The 22,067-nt window shown below is 45.6% G+C and carries 23 protein-coding genes; 13 read left to right on the top strand and 10 right to left on the bottom strand.

From position 1 onward, the window contains the following. Window positions 1-100: 100 nt before the first annotated feature. Together pncA and mhpT are read right to left on the bottom strand one after the other, a co-directional pair. Entirely contained in the window at window positions 101-733 is a 633-nt protein-coding gene (pncA, locus tag D7V32_RS12465; protein WP_120403178.1) for a bifunctional nicotinamidase/pyrazinamidase, read from the bottom strand. Between the two features lie 265 nt (window positions 734-998). Beyond that, entirely contained in the window at window positions 999-2,213 is a 1,215-nt protein-coding gene (mhpT, locus tag D7V32_RS12460; protein WP_120403177.1) for a 3-(3-hydroxy-phenyl)propionate transporter MhpT, read from the bottom strand. 726 nt (window positions 2,214-2,939) lie between these two features. Here mhpT and dapA point away from each other — a divergent pair. Genes dapA through purC form a run of 3 tightly spaced genes read left to right on the top strand, consistent with a single transcriptional unit; the run spans window position 2,940 to window position 5,216 of the window. Beyond that, window positions 2,940-3,839, top strand: coding sequence for a 4-hydroxy-tetrahydrodipicolinate synthase (dapA, locus tag D7V32_RS12455; protein WP_120403176.1), 900 nt, complete (start codon window positions 2,940-2,942; stop codon window positions 3,837-3,839). Window positions 3,840-3,853: 14 nt separating this feature from the next. Beyond that, complete coding sequence (locus tag D7V32_RS12450) at window positions 3,854-4,459, top strand: lipoprotein-34 precursor (NlpB) (RefSeq protein WP_120403175.1); 606 nt, start codon at window positions 3,854-3,856, stop codon at window positions 4,457-4,459. 37 nt (window positions 4,460-4,496) lie between these two features. Further along, window positions 4,497-5,216 carry a phosphoribosylaminoimidazolesuccinocarboxamide synthase gene (gene purC, locus D7V32_RS12445; RefSeq protein WP_120403174.1) on the top strand — a complete coding sequence of 240 codons (720 nt, stop codon included), beginning with the start codon at window positions 4,497-4,499 and terminating at the stop codon, window positions 5,214-5,216. Window positions 5,217-5,610: 394 nt separating this feature from the next. Here the strand turns inward: purC and D7V32_RS12440 are convergent, their stop codons facing one another. Beyond that, window positions 5,611-6,882, bottom strand: a complete 1,272-nt coding sequence (locus tag D7V32_RS12440; protein ID WP_120403173.1) for a replication-associated recombination protein A — start codon at window positions 6,880-6,882, stop codon at window positions 5,611-5,613. Window positions 6,883-7,147: 265 nt separating this feature from the next. On the opposite strand from D7V32_RS12440, the gene D7V32_RS12435 reads away from it, so the two are divergent. Continuing rightward, on the top strand, window positions 7,148-9,286 hold the full coding sequence (locus D7V32_RS12435) for a bifunctional diguanylate cyclase/phosphodiesterase (protein ID WP_120403172.1): 2,139 nt from the start codon (window positions 7,148-7,150) through the stop codon (window positions 9,284-9,286). A gap of 19 nt (window positions 9,287-9,305) precedes the next feature. After that, window positions 9,306-9,770 (top strand): DUF523 domain-containing protein, encoded by a 465-nt coding sequence (locus D7V32_RS12430; protein WP_120403171.1) that lies wholly within the window; start codon window positions 9,306-9,308, stop codon window positions 9,768-9,770. On the opposite strand, the gene D7V32_RS12425 is transcribed toward D7V32_RS12430, so the two are convergent. After that, entirely contained in the window at window positions 9,767-10,219 is a 453-nt protein-coding gene (locus D7V32_RS12425) for a YcgN family cysteine cluster protein (RefSeq protein WP_120403170.1), read from the bottom strand. The two genes, D7V32_RS12430 and D7V32_RS12425, sit on opposite strands and share 4 nt — an antisense overlap. Before the next feature lie 179 nt (window positions 10,220-10,398). Here D7V32_RS12425 and D7V32_RS12420 point away from each other — a divergent pair, with 179 nt between their 5' ends. Then, complete coding sequence (locus D7V32_RS12420; RefSeq protein ID WP_004656956.1) at window positions 10,399-10,557, top strand: DUF1328 domain-containing protein; 159 nt, start codon at window positions 10,399-10,401, stop codon at window positions 10,555-10,557. Window positions 10,558-10,658: 101 nt separating this feature from the next. Here the strand turns inward: D7V32_RS12420 and murJ are convergent, their stop codons facing one another. Both murJ and ampD read right to left on the bottom strand, forming a co-directional pair. Then, on the bottom strand, window positions 10,659-12,209 hold the full coding sequence (gene murJ, locus D7V32_RS12415; RefSeq protein WP_171407656.1) for a murein biosynthesis integral membrane protein MurJ: 1,551 nt from the start codon (window positions 12,207-12,209) through the stop codon (window positions 10,659-10,661). A 77-nt stretch (window positions 12,210-12,286) separates the two neighbouring features. Further along, a complete protein-coding gene (gene ampD, locus D7V32_RS12410) occupies window positions 12,287-12,859 on the bottom strand; it encodes a 1,6-anhydro-N-acetylmuramyl-L-alanine amidase AmpD (RefSeq protein ID WP_120403192.1) in 573 nt (190 codons plus the stop codon). 182 nt (window positions 12,860-13,041) lie between these two features. Here ampD and nadC point away from each other — a divergent pair, with 182 nt between their 5' ends. Beyond that, window positions 13,042-13,887, top strand: a complete 846-nt coding sequence (gene nadC / locus D7V32_RS12405) for a carboxylating nicotinate-nucleotide diphosphorylase (protein ID WP_120403168.1) — start codon at window positions 13,042-13,044, stop codon at window positions 13,885-13,887. Window positions 13,888-13,949: 62 nt separating this feature from the next. On the opposite strand, the gene D7V32_RS12400 is transcribed toward nadC, so the two are convergent. The 3 genes from D7V32_RS12400 to rph form a co-directional block, all read right to left on the bottom strand. Continuing rightward, window positions 13,950-16,160, bottom strand: a complete 2,211-nt coding sequence (locus D7V32_RS12400) for a phosphocholine-specific phospholipase C (RefSeq protein ID WP_120403167.1) — start codon at window positions 16,158-16,160, stop codon at window positions 13,950-13,952. A gap of 21 nt (window positions 16,161-16,181) precedes the next feature. Further along, the gene (locus D7V32_RS17725; protein WP_265936384.1) at window positions 16,182-16,310 is read right to left on the bottom strand and encodes a hypothetical protein; all 129 of its coding nucleotides are present in this window, start codon (window positions 16,308-16,310) and stop codon (window positions 16,182-16,184) included. 138 nt (window positions 16,311-16,448) lie between these two features. Next, window positions 16,449-17,165: a ribonuclease PH gene (gene rph / locus D7V32_RS12395; protein ID WP_120403191.1), complete on the bottom strand. Its 717-nt coding sequence runs from the start codon at window positions 17,163-17,165 to the stop codon at window positions 16,449-16,451. A gap of 212 nt (window positions 17,166-17,377) precedes the next feature. On the opposite strand from rph, the gene D7V32_RS12390 reads away from it, so the two are divergent. Beyond that, window positions 17,378-18,016 (top strand): TetR family transcriptional regulator, encoded by a 639-nt coding sequence (locus D7V32_RS12390; RefSeq protein WP_120403166.1) that lies wholly within the window; start codon window positions 17,378-17,380, stop codon window positions 18,014-18,016. Between the two features lie 65 nt (window positions 18,017-18,081). Here D7V32_RS12390 and D7V32_RS12385 read toward each other — a convergent pair whose 3' ends face one another. Next, a complete protein-coding gene (locus tag D7V32_RS12385; RefSeq protein WP_120403165.1) occupies window positions 18,082-18,699 on the bottom strand; it encodes a thiol:disulfide interchange protein DsbA/DsbL in 618 nt (205 codons plus the stop codon). A 179-nt stretch (window positions 18,700-18,878) separates the two neighbouring features. Here D7V32_RS12385 and ubiG point away from each other — a divergent pair, with 179 nt between their 5' ends. The 5 genes from ubiG to D7V32_RS17335 all read left to right on the top strand — a co-directional run bounded on the left by ubiG (window position 18,879) and on the right by D7V32_RS17335 (window position 21,969). Continuing rightward, entirely contained in the window at window positions 18,879-19,595 is a 717-nt protein-coding gene (ubiG, locus tag D7V32_RS12380; protein ID WP_120403164.1) for a bifunctional 2-polyprenyl-6-hydroxyphenol methylase/3-demethylubiquinol 3-O-methyltransferase UbiG, read from the top strand. Further along, entirely contained in the window at window positions 19,592-20,275 is a 684-nt protein-coding gene (locus tag D7V32_RS12375) for an HAD family hydrolase (protein WP_120403163.1), read from the top strand. The genes ubiG and D7V32_RS12375 overlap by 4 nt, the downstream gene beginning before the upstream one ends. A 58-nt stretch (window positions 20,276-20,333) precedes the next feature. Next, a complete protein-coding gene (locus D7V32_RS12370; RefSeq protein ID WP_120403162.1) occupies window positions 20,334-21,080 on the top strand; it encodes a YciK family oxidoreductase in 747 nt (248 codons plus the stop codon). Between the two features lie 147 nt (window positions 21,081-21,227). Further along, complete coding sequence (locus tag D7V32_RS12365) at window positions 21,228-21,647, top strand: hypothetical protein (RefSeq protein WP_120403161.1); 420 nt, start codon at window positions 21,228-21,230, stop codon at window positions 21,645-21,647. Window positions 21,648-21,813: 166 nt separating this feature from the next. After that, window positions 21,814-21,969, top strand: a complete 156-nt coding sequence (locus tag D7V32_RS17335; protein ID WP_171407655.1) for a hypothetical protein — start codon at window positions 21,814-21,816, stop codon at window positions 21,967-21,969. Window positions 21,970-22,067: the final 98 nt, after the last annotated feature.

Raw genomic sequence — 22,067 nt, 5'->3', positions numbered from 1 at the left:
GCAGGCACAATCCAGTACCCGCACTGCATCCATTTTTATATAGCAAAATAAAAAAGCTGGTCAATCCAGCTGGTTTATTCAATACAATTTATCTGCATACTCAAACAGCTGCCGGCAAAATATCCTTGCTGTAAACTTTCTTAACACCGCTAGACAGCATATCTTGCCATGCATGCTGCAAAGACCCCTGCAGATCAATACCTTTACAAGCATCTGCAATCACATAAGATTGAAAGCCCAATTTAGCCGCATCAATTGCAGTCCAGGCCACACAGAAATCAGTCGCAATCCCGCTAATAAAGACTGTATCAATACCGCGCTCTTTTAAATAGCCAGCCAAACCGGTTGAAGTCTGCTGATCGGCCTCCATAAACGCAGAATAACTGTCAATGTCTGCATGAAATCCTTTACGGATAATCAGCTGCGCCTGAGGAACATACAAAGCTGGGTGCAGCTCAGCATCATGCGTACCTTGGACACAGTGCGCAGGCCATAGCACTTGCGGACCATAGTTCAGCGCGATGCTCTCGTAAGGCTTACGCCCAGCATGATTTTCAGCAAAAGAAATATGATTGGCTGGATGCCAATCCTGCGTCAGTACCGCATTATCAAAATGCTCAGCCAGCTGATTAATCACTGGAATGATCTGATCAGCATTGGCAACCGCCAAGTTGCCCCCTGGCGTAAAACCATTTTGCACATCTACAACAATCAGCGCGCAATTCTGTTGCATAAACCTCGATCCCTTCAAATTCAATTTTATATATCTTGCAGTATATTTACATTAGTTGAGCAGTATTCCGTCTTGGCGTTAAAAATAAAATGGCCCAGATGCAGCATTCAAACTGCAATATGGCAAATATGCAGTGCGTGTTTTGCATAAAATCAAAAGCTTGTCACTTACTTTTGCAAAAGAGAAGCCAGCCGTCAATTGAGCTCTTTAGCCTGCATCAGCCATGAAAAAAGCCCGCATATGCGGGCTTTTATTTCTTCATCGCTTACGATGTTTTATTCAAACCGCGTACCAGCAGCAGCATGAAAATCGCAGAGATAATAATACATGGGATCGCAGCTGAGATTACACCTGCAGCGCCATAACCTGCTGTCAGCAATGCACCGGCAATTGCAGGCCCAAGCATCGCGCCAATACGGCCAACCGCTGAACCGACACCAATGCCTGTACCGCGCACTTCAGTCGGATAAACAATACCGCCGAATGCATACAGCACACCTTGACAGCCAATCACGAACGCGCCTACCAATGCTGCAGCCATATACATTTGTGTTAATGAGCCCGCAGCGTTCAGCGCCAATAGACCCGCTAAGATACCGCCATACATCAGTAAAATCACATAGGCTTTTTTCCAGCGGTCAGTCAGCATGCCAAGGATAATCGTACCAACTGTTGCACTTACCATGAAGTAGAACTGAGCTGTTGCGCCTTCTTTGCGTGTAAAGCCAAGTTCTGTAAACAATGACGGCAGCCAGCTTAACATGATGTAAACCACCATCAGTGTAAAGAAGTAGCTGATCCAGATGCATACCGTACGCATCAAGTTTGCAGCGTTAAATAAATCCTTGAAAGAACCTTGCGGTACAGCTTCTGCGTCTGATACTGACGCTTGATCTTTCGCTTTCAAATATTCTTTAGATTCAGGCAATAGCCATAGCATTACAGGAACAACAATAATTGGAAGCAAACCGCCTAAATAGAAAATATTTTTCCAGTTTGAACCAAAATCTGTACTTGCAACTAAAGATAGAATTGCAGCGCCTACAGGCATGCCGCAGTACATTAAGCCTACCGCGCGGCCGCGGTTTGCTGGAGATACCGCTTCAGAAGCCAGTGTAATCAAAATTGGCATTGCAGCGCCAAGGCCCGCACCTGCTAAAAAACGCACAGTAAGCAATGAGTTAAAGCTGTTTACCCATACTGTACATAAAGTGAATACCGCGAAAATTGCTACGGACCAAATCAGAACCATTTTACGGCCGATACGGTCAGCAATACGCCCGCCTACTAGCGCGCCAGGCAATAAGCCTAAAATCCCTGCACTAAAAAACACCCCCAATTGTGAGCTGTCTAGGCCGAAATGTTCACGAATACCTGCAGCTGCAATACCTGCAGCCTGAATATCTAAGCCTTCGATTACGGCAATTAGAAAACAGATTGCTACCGTGACAATAGCATGTTTATTATCTGATCTTTCCATTGGGGAATCCTTGTTTCAATCAGCGTTAAATGACAGCGCCATCATCTATCAGCCCTAAGAACAAGCATAGTGACCATAAGTTTAAGAAAATTCGTTTTTTACACAAAAAACAATTGATTACTACCACTTTCTACACCAAATAATAAAGTCTTAAAAACAATAAATACCAGTTCTATTATTTTTTAAAATTCAGCAATTTGCCTGATAGATCAATTAATAAGCTTGAATCAAGCAGCAAAAATTCTGTTTTTTTGTTATAGCTTAAATAGATTATTTGCATCACTATAAAGAATACAGCCAAGGATAAAATTTACTGCAAAATATAGATGCCACGTCTATATTCATCTTTTTTACATCTTAATCTTGAGCTAAATACATGGAATTGCAGAAAAATATAGTGTTCCGCATAAAATTTATGCAATTCAGCACATTTTTTGCATTCTCTGACATATTCTTTCTATGTAAAACGCTGCAGGTATTTTCATTGCAAAACTGCATAAAATACACCTGCAGCAACTCTTGATTGTTTTCAGCAGGCTTTGTATAAAGATTTTTATGGCTTTGACTAAAGCATATTGTTCTTATGCTTACGATCAGTCATAATTTGCATAAGCATTACTCAATTCAACGCAAACGTATTGAATTTGCTGTATATCAAAATACGAACCCATCCAAATAAATGACATTCTCACTGTTTTAGGATGGAAAAATAGGATTTTTTTCAAAATGACTCAGCAAGCACAGACCATTCAAGGTTCAATTGTCGCAATCGTCACCCCAATGTTTGAAGATGGCAGCGTAGATTGGAAGGGCCTAGAGAAGCTGGTTGAGTGGCATATAAAGCAAGGCACAAACAGTATTGTTGCTGTCGGCACAACAGGTGAAGCCTCTACCCTGAGCATGGCTGAACATACACAAGTGATCAAAGAAATCATCCGTGTAGCGAACAAACGTATTCCTATTATTGCCGGCACTGGCGCAAACTCTACACACGAAGCAATTGAGCTGACTAAAGAAGCCAAAGAACTTGGTGCAGATGCCGCATTGCTTGTGACACCTTATTACAATAAACCGACCCAAGAAGGTTTGTTCCAGCACTATAAAGCAATTGCTGCAGCTGCTGATCTGCCTTTAATTCTATATAACGTACCAGGCCGTACTGGCGTAGATATGCTGAACGAAACCGTCATCCGTTTAGCAGACATTCCTCAAATCGTCGGCATTAAAGATGCTACTGGCGATGTGCCTCGCGGTATTGAATTACTGAAAGGCCTTGAAGGCAAAAACATGACTGTATACTCAGGTGATGATGCTACGGCATACCAGCTGATGGAACATGGCGCGAAAGGCAACATTTCTGTAACAGCCAACGTTGCGCCTAAAGAAATGAGCGGCATTTGCGCAGCAGCGCTTGCTGGCGACCATGCAAAAGCAGCTGAACTGAATGATCAAGTTGCAAATTTACACAATATTTTATTTTGTGAATCCAACCCAATTCCTGTGAAATGGGCGCTTCACGATATGGGCCTAATCAGCACAGGCATCCGCTTGCCGCTGACCACGCTGGCAGAACAATACCGCGCACCGCTGCACGAAGCACTTGAACAAGCGGGCGTAAGCAAATAAAGAGTAAAATCATTATGCAATTACGTTTCGGACTTACCCTTGTCCTTTCAGTTATGAGTTTAACGGGCTGTAGCACCCTTGCCTTTAATAATGGCACTTTAGATTATAAAGACACTACAGCTCTAGAACCATTAAAATACCCTGAAGGCGCAATGGTACGGCCCGCAGCGCCGCTGTATCCTGCTCCGACAGTGGACGCGCTTGCAATTGAGCATGCGCCGAATCTGGAAAATAAACGCGGCAACCGCTTTGCTATGCCCCGTCCTGATCTGCAGTCAGGTGATGAAACATCAGATGCAGCTCAAAATACAGCCGATCTAAGTCATCCGCAGCTTGTAACGGATGGAAATCTCAATCCTTTGCTCAAAATTGACGGAAATTCTGCTACAATTTGGCAATATACACTTGCCACTCTCAGCAGCCTTAACCATTCCATCGTTGGTCAGAGCAAAAACCGTTACGAAGTAACAGTCAAAATTGACCAGCAAATCTATGTCTTAAGACTGACCGCTGCGGGTTCTAGCAATAATCTAGCTGTATTCAATGCCGATAACTCTTTTGCAGATAAAGAAAAAGCTGCAGAACTGTTAACCCAGATTTACCAAAATTGGCCAGCCTAGACATTTCTAGGCATTTTTTTTGAAAAAGGTTCCCTCAATGTTAAAACAAACCTTGCTCTATACTGGTAAAGCGAAATCTGTTTATGAAACAGACAGTGCAGATCACCTCATCCTCGTCTTCCGTGACGATGCTTCGGCATTCAACGGTGAGAAAATCGAACAGCTCGATCGTAAAGGTAAGGTGAACAACCGTTTTAACGCCTTTATTATGGAAAAATTGGCTGCTGCCGGCATTGAGACTCACTTTGAAAAGCTTCTTACGCCAAACGAAGTTCTAGTGAAAAAATTGCAAATGATCCCTGTTGAATGCGTAGTGCGCAACTATGCTGCAGGTTCATTATGCCGCCGTCTAGGTGTCGAAGAAGGCAAAGAATTGGTTCCGCCAACTTTTGAGCTTTTCTTCAAAGATGACGCATTGGGCGACCCAATGGTCAACGAATCTCAAGCCATTTCTTTAGGCTGGGCAACAGCTGAACAGCTGGCTCAAATGAAAGATTTAACTTACAAAGTTAACGATGTGCTTAAAGAGCTTTTTGCTGCTGGCAATATGCTTCTTGTAGACTTCAAACTTGAATTTGGCGTATTCCACGACCGTATCGTACTAGGTGATGAATTCTCTCCAGACGGCTGCCGTCTATGGGACAAAGACACGAAGAAGAAACTCGACAAAGACCGTTTCCGTCAAGGTTTAGGCGGTGTTGTTGAAGCTTATGAAGAAGTTGCTGCCCGTATCGGTATCGACCTTTCAGACATCTAATCGCGTCTGAGTCTTCAAAGAAAAAACCGGGCTGCACGCCCGGTTTTTTATGCAGTATTGATGAACCTGCGGCTATCTCTTTCAGCCTCATGCCTGTGGCTAGACATGTTTTTTAGCAAAAAATAGCGATTTCCCTTCAAATTTTAAGATATAAACCTTTGTTTTTAATGCATCATCCAAAAAACAAATAAGTGCGATAAAAAACATCGTTTTTACAGACTGGTAAAAAACAACTAAGCTTAAAACAGTTCAGGCAAACAGTGAAACACGCTGCGGCGGCCGATTACGTTTGAATATGCGCTGGCTGTTTCAGCCGAATGTCTCCCTCTTTCTTTTGCAGCCCAGCTCTCCCCCAAAAAGCTGGGCTTTTTTTATCCATCTATTTATACAGACATTATTGCTGCTGTTGCTGCATCCAGCGGCGCTGTTGCAGGCGCTCTCCTTCTACTTCACGCTTGTTGCGTGCAGATTCATAGAGTTTCGTGCCTTTCAGCTCTGGCGGAAGATATTCCTGCGCCACAAAATGTTCAGGGTAGTTATGCGGATACAAATAGTCTGCGCCGTACCCCTGCTCTTTCATCAGCTTTGTCGGCGCATTGCGCAAATGCAGCGGCACCGGCAGATCCGCTGTTTTTTCGGCTAAATCCATTGCCTTATTAATGGCTAAATACGTGCTGTTGCTCTTTGCGCTGGTTGCCAGATAAACCGCGCACTGTCCCAATATGATTCTAGCTTCTGGCATACCGACAGCCTGTACAGAACGGAAACATTCACCCGCCAGCAGCAGCGCATTCGGGTTTGAATTGCCTATATCTTCAGAAGCAGCAATGAGCATCCTGCGCGCTAAAAATACTGGATCCTCTCCCCCTTTCAGCATACGCGCCAGCCAATACAGCGCTGCGTCAGGGTCACTGCCGCGAATAGATTTAATCATGGCTGAGACTAGATCATAATGCTGTTCACCCGATTTGTCGTAGCGTGCAATATTTTGCTGCGCAACTTTCACCACAACAGCATTGCTAATAATATTTTCAACATCCGGCTCAAAGGTGCTGGCAATCAAGTCAAGTAAATTCAGCGCTTTGCGGGCATCACCGGCAGCAAACTGCACCAATGCTTCAAATTCTTCAATATGAATATAACGCGCTTTTAAAAATGCATCGGCCTGTATCGCTTGGGTCAGGAGCTGCTCAATCGACTCTGCGCTCAGCGCATTGAGCGTATAAACCTGACAGCGTGACAGCAATGCGCTGTTCACTTCAAAAGACGGATTTTCTGTTGTTGCGCCAATGAGCGTAATTTTGCCCTTTTCTACCGCATTCAGCAGCGCATCCTGCTGTGACTTGTTAAAACGGTGGATCTCGTCAATAAAAACGACTGGAGTCAGTAAGTCACCGCTGTCTGCTATGACCTCACGCAGCTCTTTCACACCAGTATTTAATGCAGATAAACTTACAAATGGACGGTCAACCGCCTGCGCCAGCAGCAGCGCAATGGTGGTTTTTCCTACTCCGGGCGGCCCCCAAAAAATAATTGAAGGCAAATGCCCTTGATCAATCATCTGACGCAGCGGCGCCTGATCACCCAATAAATGATCCTGACCAATAATTTCAGAAAGATCACGGGGTCTAAGTCGTTCTGGTAGCGGGATATTGCTGTCTGACATCTGCTGAATTCACGGCTGCTTAAAATTACGTCGGACTCTATTCTAACACTAGGATTTTTAAAATCAGCAGGTTTATCGCAGTGAAATTTCAGCCTGCGAGTACATTCATCGGTTCAACAAACTGTAATCAGAATTCAGTGGAATTATTTAACTAAATATGATTATTTAATCATAAGGACATACACCATATAATGAGCTATGCCTAAACATATTCATTTACAGAAACACGGAATACATTTGCTGTCCGCACCCATTTGGTGAACTTATGAAGAAATCTTCATCTAAAAATAAGTCAACTTTACAAACGGTGCAATATGAGACTGATTTATCCGTATCATTGCACTCTGCAGCTCACAGCAGCGCCGCAGCAACTGCCTTGCTGCAGCAGTTTGCCAACAGCATGCCTATTGCCCTTTGGCTTCAGTCAGCAGATGGCCATATCTACAGCAACAGCAGCCTGTGCCATTTTTTAGGTGAAGAACTCAATCAGCATGTCCCTGAACGCTGGCTTAAATTTATCCATCCTGAAGATTTTGAACATTTTATTGTGCTGTGGCAAAAAGCCCAGCAAACCAAGCAAAGTTTTAAAAAAGAATGCCGCCTGAAGCATAGTCAGCTAGGCTACCGCATGTGCACAATCCATGCTGAATTTCCACAGCAAAGCACAGCCTTATTGGAATGTTCTGTCAGTTTTATTGACATACATGACAGTTACGAAAAACAGCAGCTCCTCAGCCAGCAAGTCACCGCGCAAAATAAAATGCTGAATGCCAGTATCGACTGCATTAAAATTTTAGCGCCAGACGGCAACTTGACCCACATGAACCGCTCAGGCTGTTTAATGCTGGGTGTGCCAGTGAATGAAAAAACGTTTGGCATGCCTTGGCTGCCGCTGCTGCCTGAAGACATCCGTCCAGCTGGCAGCAAAGCTCTGGAAGCAGCTTTAAACGGCTCAGCCGCACATTTTTCAGGTAAAAGTAGCGCCGATAACGAAGACCCTAAATTTTGGGATAATATTTTAACCCCAGTACTGAATGAGCAGGGTCTGACTGAAAGCATTCTTTGCGTTTCCAGAGACGTGACCAAACAAAAGGTTGCCGAGTCTCGCCTGCAGCGCGTCATTGAAAATGATGAACTGACTGGACTGTATAACCGCCGCGCATTTAACCGGATTTTTAAAAAGCACTTACAGGATGCGCTGCGCTGGGATAAGAAAATTGGCTTAATGCTGATTGATTTAGATTATTTCAAACATATCAATGACACACTTGGGCATATTGCAGGCGACCATTTGCTGCACACACTGGGCAACCGCTTTCAAAACTGCTTTGACCAAGACATTACTGTAGCGCGCCTTGGCGGCGATGAATTTGCAATTCTGATTCCGGAACTTCAGTCTGAACAACGGTTGATGGAAGTCGCGCAGCAGGCGCGGCAGCAGCTGGAAATTCCTATCAGCTACACTGGCCAATTTATTAATGTCGGTATGAGCATAGGCTGTTCCATTTACCCGCGTGATGCACAAAGTTCTTCAAATTTAATGAAATGCGCTGACATCGCGCTGAATGATTTAAAAATCAGCGGCCGCGGCGGCATACGCATGTTTAATTTGGAAATGTTTAAAGCGCTGGAAACCGTTACCAAACAGCTGACCTTAGCGCGCACTATTATTAAACATGACCAAATTGAGCCCTTTTATCAGCCTAAAGTGCAGCTCGCAGATGGCATGATTATCGGTTTTGAAGCATTGCTGCGCTGGAAAGATCAGCACGATGTGCTGCAGCTGCCGTCACATATTTACGCGGCCTTTCAAGACTATGATTTAGCCTCGCGCATCAGCGAAACGATGCAGACTAAGATTTTCAAAAATATGCAGACTTGGCGGGATCAAGGCTTAGAGCTGCTGCCCATTTCAATCAATGCAGCTCCTGTCGAGTTTTTACGGGATGACTATGCAGAAAAAATGCTGGCCAGACTTGCAAAATATCATATTCCGCATAGCAAAGTTGAAGTTGAAATTACCGAACAAAGCCTGTCTGAGCGCGGCTCACATTATGTCATCCGCGCTTTAAACCTGCTCAAGCAGGAAGGCTTGCGTATTTCATTGGATGACTTCGGCACGGGCCATTCCTCACTGACCCGCCTCAACGACTACCCAATTGACTGCATTAAAATTGATCGGAATTTTGTCGTCCGTATGATTAAAGATCCTTCTGCACTGGCAATTGTCAAAGCAATTACGCAGTTAGGTTCCAGTATTTCCATGGATATTTTGGTTGAAGGCATAGAGAGTACAGAGCAGCTGGATGTACTGAAAGCCTGTGAGTGCCGAGCAGGTCAAGGCTTCTATTTCTATCGGCCGATGAGCTTTGAGCATACCAGCAAACTGCTGCAGCCAAGCTAAGCATACTGGCAAAAATATAATGTATCTCATCAGTGCTTGTCTTGCAGGCCAAGCTGTACGCTACGATGCTAAAAGCTATATTTACCCAGCCATTCAGGAACTGATTGCTTCTGACTCCGCCATTTGCGCATGCCCAGAAATGCTTGGAGGCTTGCCTTGCCCGCGCAGTCCTGCCGAAATCCAAGGCGGAACAGCGCAAGATGTCTTACTAGGCACAGCAAAAATAATAGATTCCACTGGAGAAGATGTCACTGAAGCCTTTCTAAAGGGCGCGCAGCAGACCCTGATGCTTGCCCACAAACACCGTGTGAAAGTGGCCGTGCTCAAAGAGCATAGTCCGTCTTGCGGGAGCAGTTTGATTTATGACGGCACATTTAGCGGAAAAAAAGTTATTGGAATGGGCATAACAGCCGCATTACTGCGGCTGCACGGCATTGATGTCATTTCTGAGCAAACATTTTTCAGCCGCTTATTAACGCTTTAGCGTACCCAGCGCACAATATGCTCTTCTATCTCATCTTCATCGACATCTAATTCACTAACACAGCGGCCTGCTGCTGTGCGTTTGGCATGTATAACATTATCGCGGCTGCCCGTAAGCAGATAATGCCAAGCCGGCAGCTTCTTGCCTTCATAAACACGTCTATAAGCGCAGCTGGAAGGCAGCCAGCTGATTGTATCCAAATGTGCGGGGGTCAGCTGTATACAGTCAGGTACTGTTTCTTTGCGGTTGACGTAATCCGAACATTGCCCTGTGCTGCAGTCCAGCAGTTTGCAAGCAACATTGGTATACGCAACCTCAGCAGTTTCTTCATCTTCCAGCTTGATTAAACAGCACAAACCGCAGCCATCACATAAAGCCTCCCATTCATCATGGCTCAGCTCATGCAGTGCATATTTTTTCCAAAATTCAAGGCGGATTGTATTGGTCATCGCAAAAAGATATCTAAAAAAACTGTTTTATTATAACAGCCTTCAGCAGGCTGACAGTGTCCATATCTGAGATCCAACATGATTAAAATTCAATCAACAGATTATCAACGAAAGACTAACATTGGTATCAGCAGCATCGCACTATACTGAAATTCAAAATAAAAACTTGGAGAAAGAATATGTTCCGCTGGGCTATTATTTTCGCTGTGATTGCACTGATTGCCAGTTTATTAGGCTTTGGAGGCGTTGCAGGCTTGTCCAAAGATTTCGCCGTGATTTTATTGGTCGTTGCTGTGATTTTGGCAATTGTCGGCTTTCTGTCACGAGGCAAAGTTTAAGCATTTTGCCCAAAAAGCTTTCTCTTTTATACAGATAAAATTCCATCATCAAAAAAAACAGCACCACAGGTGCTGTTTTTGCGCATTTCATCGTTTCTTATTTAAGGCTTGAGGTGACGCGGTCTAAAACCAGTCAAAATTAAGGCGATCCCATAAGCCGCAACACCGACAATACATAATCCGATGACTTCCATTACACGGATCCACTGCGCCACCTCGCCGTTATACCATGTCATCGCATACCAAAGCGCGGCAATCATGGCTAAATTTGCAAGGCCAAACTGCAGCGCCAGTTTTTTCCAGTGACTGCCAAAACGGAAAATATTACGTTTATGCAGATAGAAATACAGCATGCCTGCATTCACTAAAGCTGAACCAGAAGAAGCCATGGCTAATGCCATATGTTCAGCTTCCCAGTTGATCAGCTTAAAAATACCGATAAATATGACGTTTAAAATAGCATTGGCGGCCACGGCCATTAAGCCTACACGCACAGGTGTTTTGGTATCTTGCTGCGCATAAAAGCCGGGGGCAAAAACTTTAATTAACATGAATGAAATCACGCCTGCGCTCATGCATTGCAGCGCTAAAGCCGTCATTTGAGTATCTTCTAGACTAAATGCGCCGCGCTGGAACAATGCCTGAATAATAGGGGTAGACAGCATAAATAATGCAATGCTGGCTGGCACACCGACCAAAACAATCACTTTGGCCGCCCAGTCAATCATGCCGCGGAATTTCGCCTGATCCTGCTCTGCATGGCGTGCAGACAGCGACGGTAAAATCACTGTGCCAATCGCTACACCGATCAGCCCTAATGGCAGTTCAGTCATACGCTCTGCGCTGTATAGCCATGACACTGAACCATCCTGCATGAATGATGCCCAAACGGTATTTAACAATAAGTTAATTTGCGTGACCGACACACCAAACAAGGCTGGCAGCATCAGTTTCATAATGCGGTCAACACCTTCGTGCTTAAAATCTACTTTGGGCGGAATCAGCAGTTTTTTCTTCCACAGTTCTGGAATCTGAATGACCAGCTGTAAAATACCGGCAATAAAGACCGCCCAGCCCAGCGCCATAATTGGCTCAGCCATATACGGCGTAAGCCACCAAGCGCCTGCAATCATGGCCAAATTCAGCAGCACGGGTGAAAATGCCGGAGATAAAAATGAGCCATAGCTGTTTAAGATACTGCTGGCAAATGCCGTCAGTGACATAAACAGTAAATATGGAATGGTCAGGCGGAACATTTCCGTCGCAAGCGCGAACTTTTCAGGATCATCGTGGAAACCCGGCGCATAGATGTACAGGATTGCAGGCGCGGCAATCATCGCAACAAAGGTCAGCGCACTCATAAATGTTGCAAGACAGCCAAATACACGGCTGATGAGAATTTGCACTTCAGCATGTGTGCGGCTGGTTTTATATTCGGTCAGTACAGGAATAAAAGCCTGTGAAAAAGCCCCTTCAGCAAACAGCCGCCGGAAGAAGTTCGGAATACGGAAGGCCACAACAAAAGTATCGAAATCTTTGCCTGCACCAAATACATTCAGCAGCACGATATCACGCACCAAACCCAAAACCCGTGACAGCATGGTCATTGCACTGACTATCACGGTCGATCGCCACAGCGCCATCGTATTCACCTAATATTTTAATTGGCGCTATTGTAATAAAACTCTCAGCAGAATTTCATTGGTTAATTGAGCGCTCTTTGGGTTATTTATTTGTTTTTAAAATGATGCAATTGATTTCTGAACTTTACCCAGTCAAAGCATGGGCCCGGATCAGTCTTTCTGCCCGGCGCAATATCTGAGTGCCCTGCCAAATGCTGCTGAATTTTGGGATACGCCTGCTGCAGACAAGCTGTCACTTCGGTCAAGCTCTCATACTGCACTTGCTCAAACGGCAAATCATCACTGCCTTCAAGCTCAATGCCAATAGAATAATCATTGCATTCTTTTTTGCCCATATAGCTGGAGCGGCCTGCATGCCATGCACGGTCATGAAAGTTGACGAACTGCAACACTTCACCGCTGCGTAAAATCAGCAAATGCGCTGAAACCTGCATACCTTCAATACTTTGAAAATAAGGATGCAGCGACCAGTCCAGCCGGTTTTGGAAAAATTGCTCAATATATCCGCCGCCAAATTGAGATGGCGGCAAGCTGATGTTATGAATCACCGCCAGCTGGATGTCCGTCCCCTCAGGGCGCTGGTTAAAATTTGGAGACGGCAATTGACTCGCGCCAATCAATTGTCCATCACGCACCTGAAAACGGGGGGCTTGCGGCATAAATCCATCCTGATTTTTATAAAAAATACGGCTGCAGAGCAAATGCACTGACGCTCCATGCTAAAACTTTCATCCCAAAATCTCAATTCAGCCCCGCATGCTGCTGTAAAAATCGCTCATTTTTCGTGAACAATGTTAAGATAGCGCGCACATTTTCTTCGGGTTAATAAGACGGAACTTCTATGAGCATTTCTCAAACCTTGCTGGAACAGTCTATCCAAATCAATATTCAGCAGGCGCTGCAGGAAGATATTGGCGAGGGCGATATTACGGCGCTATTAACTCCAGAGGATGAGCAGGCAACTGCCGCGATCATCAGCCGTGAAGATATGATACTGGCAGGTCAGCCTTGGGTAAATGCGCTCATCACCGCCTATGATCCAACGGTCGAAGTGATTTGGCTGAAAAATGACGGTGACCGCGTGGCAGCCAATGAAACCTTTTTAAAACTGGCTGGCTCTGCACGCAGCCTGCTGACGGTGGAACGTCCTGCACTGAATTTTGTACAGACTTTGTCTGCAGTTGCGACCAAAACCGCGGCCTATGTAAAGCAGCTGGAAGGCCTGCATACTAAATTGCTGGATACCCGTAAAACCTTGCCAGGCCTGCGTATTGCGCAAAAATATGCTGTTGCTGTCGGCGGCGGTCAAAATCACCGTTTGGGCTTATTCGATGCATTCTTAATTAAAGAAAACCACATTATGGCAGCTGGCGGCATTACCCAAGCCATTGCCAAAGCGCACAGTATTGCACCTGGAAAACCTGTAGAAGTGGAAGTCGAAACTTGGGATGAACTCAACCAAGCGCTAGAAGCTAAAGCGGATATTGTCATGCTGGACAACTTCAGTCAGCAGCAAATGATTGATGCAGTCAAACATGCGGCTGGTCGTTGCAAATTAGAGGCATCAGGCAATATTACCATTGCAAACTTACGTGAAGTCGCAACAACAGGTGTAGATTACATTTCCATGGGTGTTCTGACCAAAGATGTGACCGCTGTTGATTTATCTATGCGCTTTAATGCATAACACGGTATGCAAATAAAAAAGCGCCCTAACAGGCGCTTTTTTATTTCAGGTCCCTAAACGGCTTATTCAGCGCCCATAAACGGATCTGAATAACCATGTTCGCCAGTTTCGATACGTCCCGCAAAACGGCGCTCAAAATGGCTGCTGTTATTTAATGTCACGCTAAAATCATACCAGCCGTGCACACTTTGCATATCCAAAACCAGATCTGTTTCTTGCGCAGCGCTTTTGAGCTGCCAAGTTTTTCCATCTAAATAAGCATTGGCTTTTACAGTCAATTCTGCACTTTGCTGCCCATCATGGCAGATTTTCAAAAAGATACGCGGAGCGCATTCTTCCATACATACTCGAATTTCAGGCAGCACATCCTGTTGCATCTTTTCATTCAAATCCCCCTTGAATGCGCGATGAAAACCGTTAGGACCCAAAACCCACAAATCATATTGGCCATTTTTCAGCGCCCAGTCATCTTCCAGCTGTTTGCCTGCCTCCACCATATAACGGCGCGGTACAGCAGCCAAATCCAGTTGATCATAAACATGAAATACACCTGCCTGCTCACCTGTATTGGAAAACAGCAGTTTTACCGTACCCGAACCTGCATTCACTTTTGCACTGGCATGCAGCATATACGGCAGCGCACGTGATGGACGCAGCCCCGTTTGCTGCATTGGCTTAAATTGCTGCGCTGGCACCTGAACCTGACTGAGCTTTTCCTGATTGCTGCGGACCGCATCGGCCTGCTCTTTACTTTTACTGCCCTCTAAACTTGGCAAAGCGCTGGTATTTGGCGTTTTAAAATCAAAAGCCGATAATAAATTACCGCAAACTGCGCGGCGGTAAGGACTGATATTCGGCTCATCTACTCCAAAACGCTGCTCTAAAAACTGGATAATTGACGTATGGTCAAAGACTTGTGAATTGACCCAGCCGCCGCGGCTCCATGGCGAAATTACATACATCGGCACCCTTACACCTGGCCCATATACCCCGTGCCAGAAATTCACATTTTCACCGTTGACAAACTCACGTCGCGGCTGCGAGGCCGAACCGGCCACTGGCGGATGGTTAAAATATTCATAGGACAGCTGCTGTTCCGTTAACGTGGTTTTGCCATGCACTTTCAGTACTTCACCGCTGGCATTGATTTCCCGTGACGGCGCTGAAGGTGACGGCACATGATCAAAGAAACCGTCATTTTCATCAAAATTCACCAGCAGCGCTGTTTGGCTCCAAATCTCAGGCTGATCCGTCAGCGCATTCAGCAGTTCCTGAATATACCAAGCGCCTTGCACAGGGCTGGATGGCCCGGGATGCTCACTATAGGCAGCTGGCGCAACAATCCAGCTGACCTGAGGCAGTTTGCCTGAACTTAAATCTTGCTTGAATTGTCCCAATAAACCGCCGTCATTCGGCATAGTATTCGCAATACCCTTATAGAGCGGTTCTTTGGCATCAACTGCTTCATCATAAGCAGGACAAACTGGAAGGCTATGGCTCACGGGCTGGCCTGAACGTTCATTGGCTGCGCGGTACTGCTTAAAGCCTGCCAGCGGGTTATCGGTAAAATTGTCTGGCATGTTCTGATAGACCTTCCAGCTGACATCTGCCTGCTGCAAGCGCTCAGGATAAGTCATCCAGTCATAGCCCACTGCTGAGCTGCCAATACCGTCAAATTCATTCACCACACTGGCAGCGCCTGAACCCGTCGGGCCATTCGTACCGGTCCAAATAAACTTTCGGTTGGGATTCGTCCCCGCATGCATCGCGCAATGATAAGCATCACACAAGGTAAAGGCATCGGCTAAAGCATACTGAAAATCGACTTCTGCCTTTTTAAAATACCCCATCGACTGCGGCTTTTTATGCGCGACCCAATCTCCCATACGGCCGCAGTCCCATGCCGCCTGCCCATCTTTCCATGAATGCGGTGTGCCGCTGACCCGCTGCGCATTGCCCAAACGGCTATCCAAATGGTAAGGAAAATAGACTTTGTTCTTCTGATCGTACTGCTGCCAGACTTTTCGTCCATCCGTCAATGGAATAGGAAAGCGGTCTCCGAAACCGCGCACACCTTTCAGCATGCCAAAATAATTGTCAAAAGAGCGGTTTTCCTGCGTCAAAATCACCACATGCTTCACATCCTGCAATGTGCCTGTTTCCACTTTTGCATCAATCGCCAGCGCTTTTTGAATGCTTAAAGGAAATCCAGCCAAAGCGGCTGAACCAAATAAAGTTTTGGTAGAGTTAATTAAAAAATCACGGCGGTTCATTTTGTTATCCTGTTTTTATTTTTATGGCGCGCAATGCATGCTGCAATTCGGCTGAGGCGGTTCTTGAATATTCGCCTGCTCATCCGGCTCATTGCAGGCGCTTAACAAGGCTGAAACGCTCAGCATGAGCGTCATCCAAAATATGCGCATTTTTCTATATCCTTTGTGTTGAATGCGCAGATAGAAATAAAGCAGTAAAATGACAAAGCGGTGATGGTTTTATTGCAGCCTGGTGAAAAACAAAAAACGCACCCGAAGATGCGTTTTTTATCAAATAAAAACAGCTATTTACCAACCTAAAGCTTCTTGCTGTTTTTTGATGAGTTCTTGTATGCCTTTTTCTGCCATTTCTAACATGTCATTCGACTGAGCGCGGGTAAACGGCTTATCTTCCGCTGTGCCCTGAATTTCAATAAACTCGCCTGCCTGTGTCATCACAACGTTTAAGTCTGTCTGACAGCTTGAATCTTCTTCATAGCAAAGATCAAGTAAGACTTCATCTTTATAAATACCGACAGAAATAGCAGCCACTAAGCCTTTCAGCGGATCTTGCTTAATTTTCTTCTGCGCCAGCAATACATTCATTGCATCAATCAGCGCAACTGCTGCGCCAGTAATCGATGCAGTACGTGTACCGCCATCGGCCTGAATCACATCGCAGTCAATCGTAATCGTATTTTCGCCCAGTTTTTTCAAATCAACCATTGCGCGTAAGCTGCGGCCGATTAAACGCTGAATTTCTTGGGTACGGCCGCTTTGCTTACCGCGGGCAGCTTCACGGTCAGAACGTGTATGTGTAGAGCGCGGCAGCATGCCGTACTCAGCTGTCACCCAGCCTTGACCTTTGCCTTTTAAGAAACGCGGCACTGAGTTATCAATGCTTGCAGTACACAGCACTTTTGTATGACCGAATTCAATTAATACAGAGCCTTCCGCATAACGAGTGTAGTTACGGGTAATTTTTACGTCACGCAATTGATCTAATGTACGCTGGTCGATACGCATGCGGCATCCTTCATTTGTCGAAATTTGAATGCGCATCAGTATAGCAGATGCTGTCCGCAAGTTCGAAAGCCGCGGTCTAAGCTGTTACAAAACAGCTATTTTTTTAAATAAATACGGCTAAACAGACTGCGGCCTATCACCTCAAACTGCAGATCGAAAACCGTACTCATTTTTTGCTAGACTGCAATGGATCAATTCAATGAGAACGCTGCATGTCTATACGAGAGGAACGCAAACGGCAAAGCCGCCAAGCGCTGCTGGATGCTGCTTTAAGTTTCAGCATGGCTGGACAAGCCTTTAGCAGCACCAGCCTGCGTGAAATTACCAAGTCCGCGGGCCTAGTACCGACTGCGTTCTATCGGCACTTTCAAGATATGGAACAGCTGGGGCTGGAACTGGTCGATCAAGCTTCTCTGCATATTAAACAGATTGAATATCAAATGGGACAGATCTTTCAGCACCAGCCTGACATGCGGGTCGAAACCAGTTTGAGGCTGCTGTTTCAGAAAGTCAGCCTCAACCCTGAACCATGGGTATTTCTGATTGCTGAGCGCTGGGGAGGCTCATCTGCCCTGCGCACCGCTATTCAGCGTGAAATTGAATACATGATCGATGATCTGTCAGCAGATCTGGGCCGCACCGAGAAGCTATCACAACTAAAAGATGCGCAAGATGTCTTGGTGCTCTCACAAATGCTGATCAATATGGCCTTAAACTGGGTCATGCAATGGCTGAATCTGCAGCGCTCTGTCCCTGCAGAGCAGCTGGTGCAGATGCAGGAACAGCTGGTGCAGCAAGCCATTGGCCAAGTCAAATTACTGCTGCGCGGCCTTTTACCTAAAGAAGCCTGATACAGCGCATACGAAATTAAATGCATAAAAAAACCGCCTGCAGGCGGTTTTTTTTAAACATAGGCTTACTTTGCAGCGCGTTCTTTCGCAATCAGGTAGTCCAGCACCTGAGTGACTTTGGCATCTTCACCCTGAATAATGTATTTGCCGTTTACAGCAACAGCCGGCACGCCGCTCAGCTGATAACGTTTCGCTAAATCTTGCGCTTGAGTCACTTTAGATGTAATTGCGAAAGATTTGTAGACGCTGTCAAACTTCGCAGCAGGCACGCCATATTGCGTAAAGAATTTAGCAAATGCATCCTTTTCTAAAATAGGCTGACCGCCTTGATGAATTGCATGGAACAGGGTCAAATGCGTTTTTGGACGCACGCCTAGCGCTTCAGAGACGAAGTAAGCGCGCGCACCTTGTTCCCACACTGGATTCATTGCTGCTGGCGTACGTACAAAACGTACATCTTTCGGCATTTTTTTCAGCCAAGCCTGCATATGCGGTTCAAGCGTAAAACAATGCGGGCAGCCGTACCAAAAAAATTCGCGAACCTCAATTTTCCCCGGAACTTCAACCTGTACAGGGTTCGGCACGACGGTATAGTCTTTCCCTGCAACAAATTCAGCAGCCATTGCACTGCCTGAAATGGCAAAAACAGCAGCGCTTAGGCTGCCGAAAAGGAATTTTTTCATTGAGCTTATAATCCTCTAAATCATTATGGTGAGCTTATGCGATCACTATAAATCATTTATTCATTTTTCGTTTTCATTCTGTGAACTTTTTTGATGCTTTTATCGCTTTTTTCAGAATAACCGCTACACTACTAACTTGCTGACTTTTTTAAAATATAACGCGAGCCCGAGGTAATCCAATGTCGCAATTGAATGTTGATCCGCAAGAAATTGCCAAATTTGAAGCATTCGCTGCCATATGGTGGGATCAGCATTCTGAGTTCCGCCCATTGCACATGATCAATCCCCTGCGTCTGAACTGGATTGATGAACATTCTGGCGGCATTGCCGGTAAAAAAGTGCTGGATGTCGGCTGCGGCGGCGGGATTTTAGCAGAGAGCATGGCGCGCCGCGGCGCAAATGTTTTAGGCATCGACATGGGGCTTGCGCCATTAAATGTTGCCCGCCTGCATGCAGAACAGGAAAATGTGCAAAACATCGAATATCGCCAAGTACCTGTTGAACAGCTGGCAGAAGAGCAAGCAGGCCAATATGACGTGGTGACCTGCATGGAAATGCTGGAGCATGTGCCTGATCCTGCATCGATTATTGCAGCCTGCAAAAAATTGGTAAAACCGGGCGGCCATGTGTTCTTCTCAACCATTAACCGCAATCCAAAATCATATTTATTCGCGATTATTGGCGCAGAATACGTACTGCGGATGCTGGCAAAAGGCACACATGATTACCATAAATTCATTAAGCCTTCAGAACTTGCGCACGACATCCGCAGCGCAAATTTAAAATTAAAAAATATGACTGGGCTGCATTATAACCCGCTGACCAAACGCTACTGGCTGGCGCCGAATGTCGACGTGAACTATATGGTTCATACCATCAATGAAGGCGCGCAATGAAAGCAGTTCTGTTCGATTTAGACGGTACACTCATTGACACTGCCGCCGACTTTATCCGTATTTTGCAGGATATGTGCCGCGAAAAAGGCTGCCCTATAGTTGATGCAGATCTGATCCGCACACAAGTGTCTGAAGGCGCCCGCGCCATGGTGAAACTGGTCTACCCGGAGCTGAATGTTGAGGATCCGGTTTTCCTTGCCCACCGTCAGCGCTTTTTAGACCTATATGGCGCAGATATTGCTGTAGATACTGACTTATTTGACGGCATGCAGGATTTACTGGCAGAGCTTGAACAGCACAATATCCCCTGGGGCATTGTGACCAATAAGCCGCGCTGGCTCAGCGAATCTTTGCTGCAGGCGCTGAATCTAAGCGAGCGCTGTGCGGTACTGGTTTGCCCAGAAGATGTCAGTAACACCAAGCCAGATCCAGAGCCGATGTATTTGGCAGCCAATCAGATTCAGATCGATGCCAAAGACTGTGTCTATGTCGGTGACCATCCGCGTGATATTGATGCAGGACGCAGCGCAGGCATGTACACCGTCTTAGCGGCCTATGGTTATTTGCCGCTACAGTACAAAGATGACTTAACAGCATGGCAGGCAGATTGTATAGTGGAGGATGTCACTGAACTGCACCAAGCTGTGCGTAAGCTGGTAAAGACTACACTGGGCGCTTAAAGCTCAAACCGATCATTTTATAAATACACATAAACACAAGAAAACGAGGAGGCAGACGATGAAATATTCAGAATATCAACCTCGCCCCGATCTGCTTAAAGATCGCATTATCCTGATCACAGGTGCGGGCGATGGGATTGGCCGTGCGGCCGCAATCAGCTATGCGCTGCATGGCGCAACGGTTGTATTGCATGGACGGACACTGAATAAGCTGGAAGTCATCTACGATGAAATTGAAGGCTTAGGCGCACCTCAGCCGGCAATTCTGCCCTTGCAGCTGTCAAGCGCCTCTCCTCGTGACTATGAACTGCTGTTTGATACGCTTGAGCGCCAGTTCGGACGTTTAGACGGCATCTTGCATAATGCAGGCATTCTTGGTGAACGTACGCCTTTGGCGCATTACCCTGCCGATGTTTGGGATGATGTCATGGCGGTGAATCTGCGTGCGCCTTTTGTACTGACCCAAGAACTGCTGCCGCTGCTGCAAAAGTCTGACAATGCTTCTGTGGTCTTTGCCAGTTCTGGTGTAGGCCGTGAAGCGCGTGAAAACTGGGGCGCATATTCAGTTTCAAAAATTGCCATTGAAGCGGTCAGCACATTATTTTCCAAAGAAAATGCGCATCCGAACATCCGTTTCAACTGTATAAATCCAGGCGCGACGCGTACAGCTATGCGAGCTAAAGCCTATCCTGATGAAGACCCAAAAACCTTACCCGCGCCTGAGCAGATTATGCCTGCATACCTGTATCTGATGGGGGACGACAGCCTGCATATGAATGGCGCCAGCATTGATGCGCAAGACTAAAACCCGCGCCTGCTTGAAATTTTGATAAAAAAAGGGAGCTTCGCGCTTCCTTTTTTATTCTGCATCCTTAAGGCCTAAAATCGGCTTGATATTCGGCCTAATATGCGGATACTTATGCAGCAAACCTTTAGAAGTACTGAGAACACCATGTCTGACTTAAGCAATATTACCGTTACCCCAACAGAAGACGGCATGATTAGCCTGCTGATTGACGGTCAGCCTATTTCTGAAAAGTACGGCATGAAATTTGATCCAAGTATTTTGGATGACTTGAAAGCATTAGAAAATGGTCAAAACGTGAAGCTGTTTGATCAATTTGTATTTTCCCATACCGATTTAAATTTCGAACATGCGTATAGCTACGTGCTGTGCATTGTCAAAGCTGAAGATCATTATGCTGCCGCAAAAAACTTTGTCTATAAAATTACCGCGTCAGGTCAGCCGCCCATTGAGCACGTCATCACCAAGCAAGGCCAGCCAATGGATGAAAATGATGTCCGTGAGTTTATTCAGGCACATTTAAATAAATCATTAACAGACTATACCGATTTGAAATTTGCTTACTGAGCAAATTTCACACCAGTGGCTGACATTGTTCAGCCATTTTTTATCTTTATGCATTTGACCTATAATCGTATTTTTAAATTATTTTAATAAATATATTCGGATTTTCAAATCTAATATTCTGCACTATGCTGAGTTCAGTTAACAACATGCAGCATGAGGCACAGTCATGGCAGATCAAAAACGTAAAATTGAAACCATTCGATCAATTGAGCAAATGCAGCTTCCGCAAAACTTAATTGCCGCATTAGACAACGCCGCCGAAGCGCAAAACATAGCCGATGCAATTCAATATTTGGCAGAGATGTCAGATCAGTGGAATTAAAGCATATTATATAAATATACTGACGGGCTGCCTGCATATGCAAAATTTACACAGCTGCTTCAGGCCGCCAAAATAAATGCAGCCAATATTAAAACAAA

Source organism: Acinetobacter tianfuensis (assembly GCF_003611465.1).
Lineage (GTDB): Bacteria > Pseudomonadota > Gammaproteobacteria > Pseudomonadales > Moraxellaceae > Acinetobacter > Acinetobacter tianfuensis.
The sequence above is the reverse complement of the archived record's forward strand: the minus strand, read 5'-3'. Positions and strand labels throughout refer to the sequence as shown.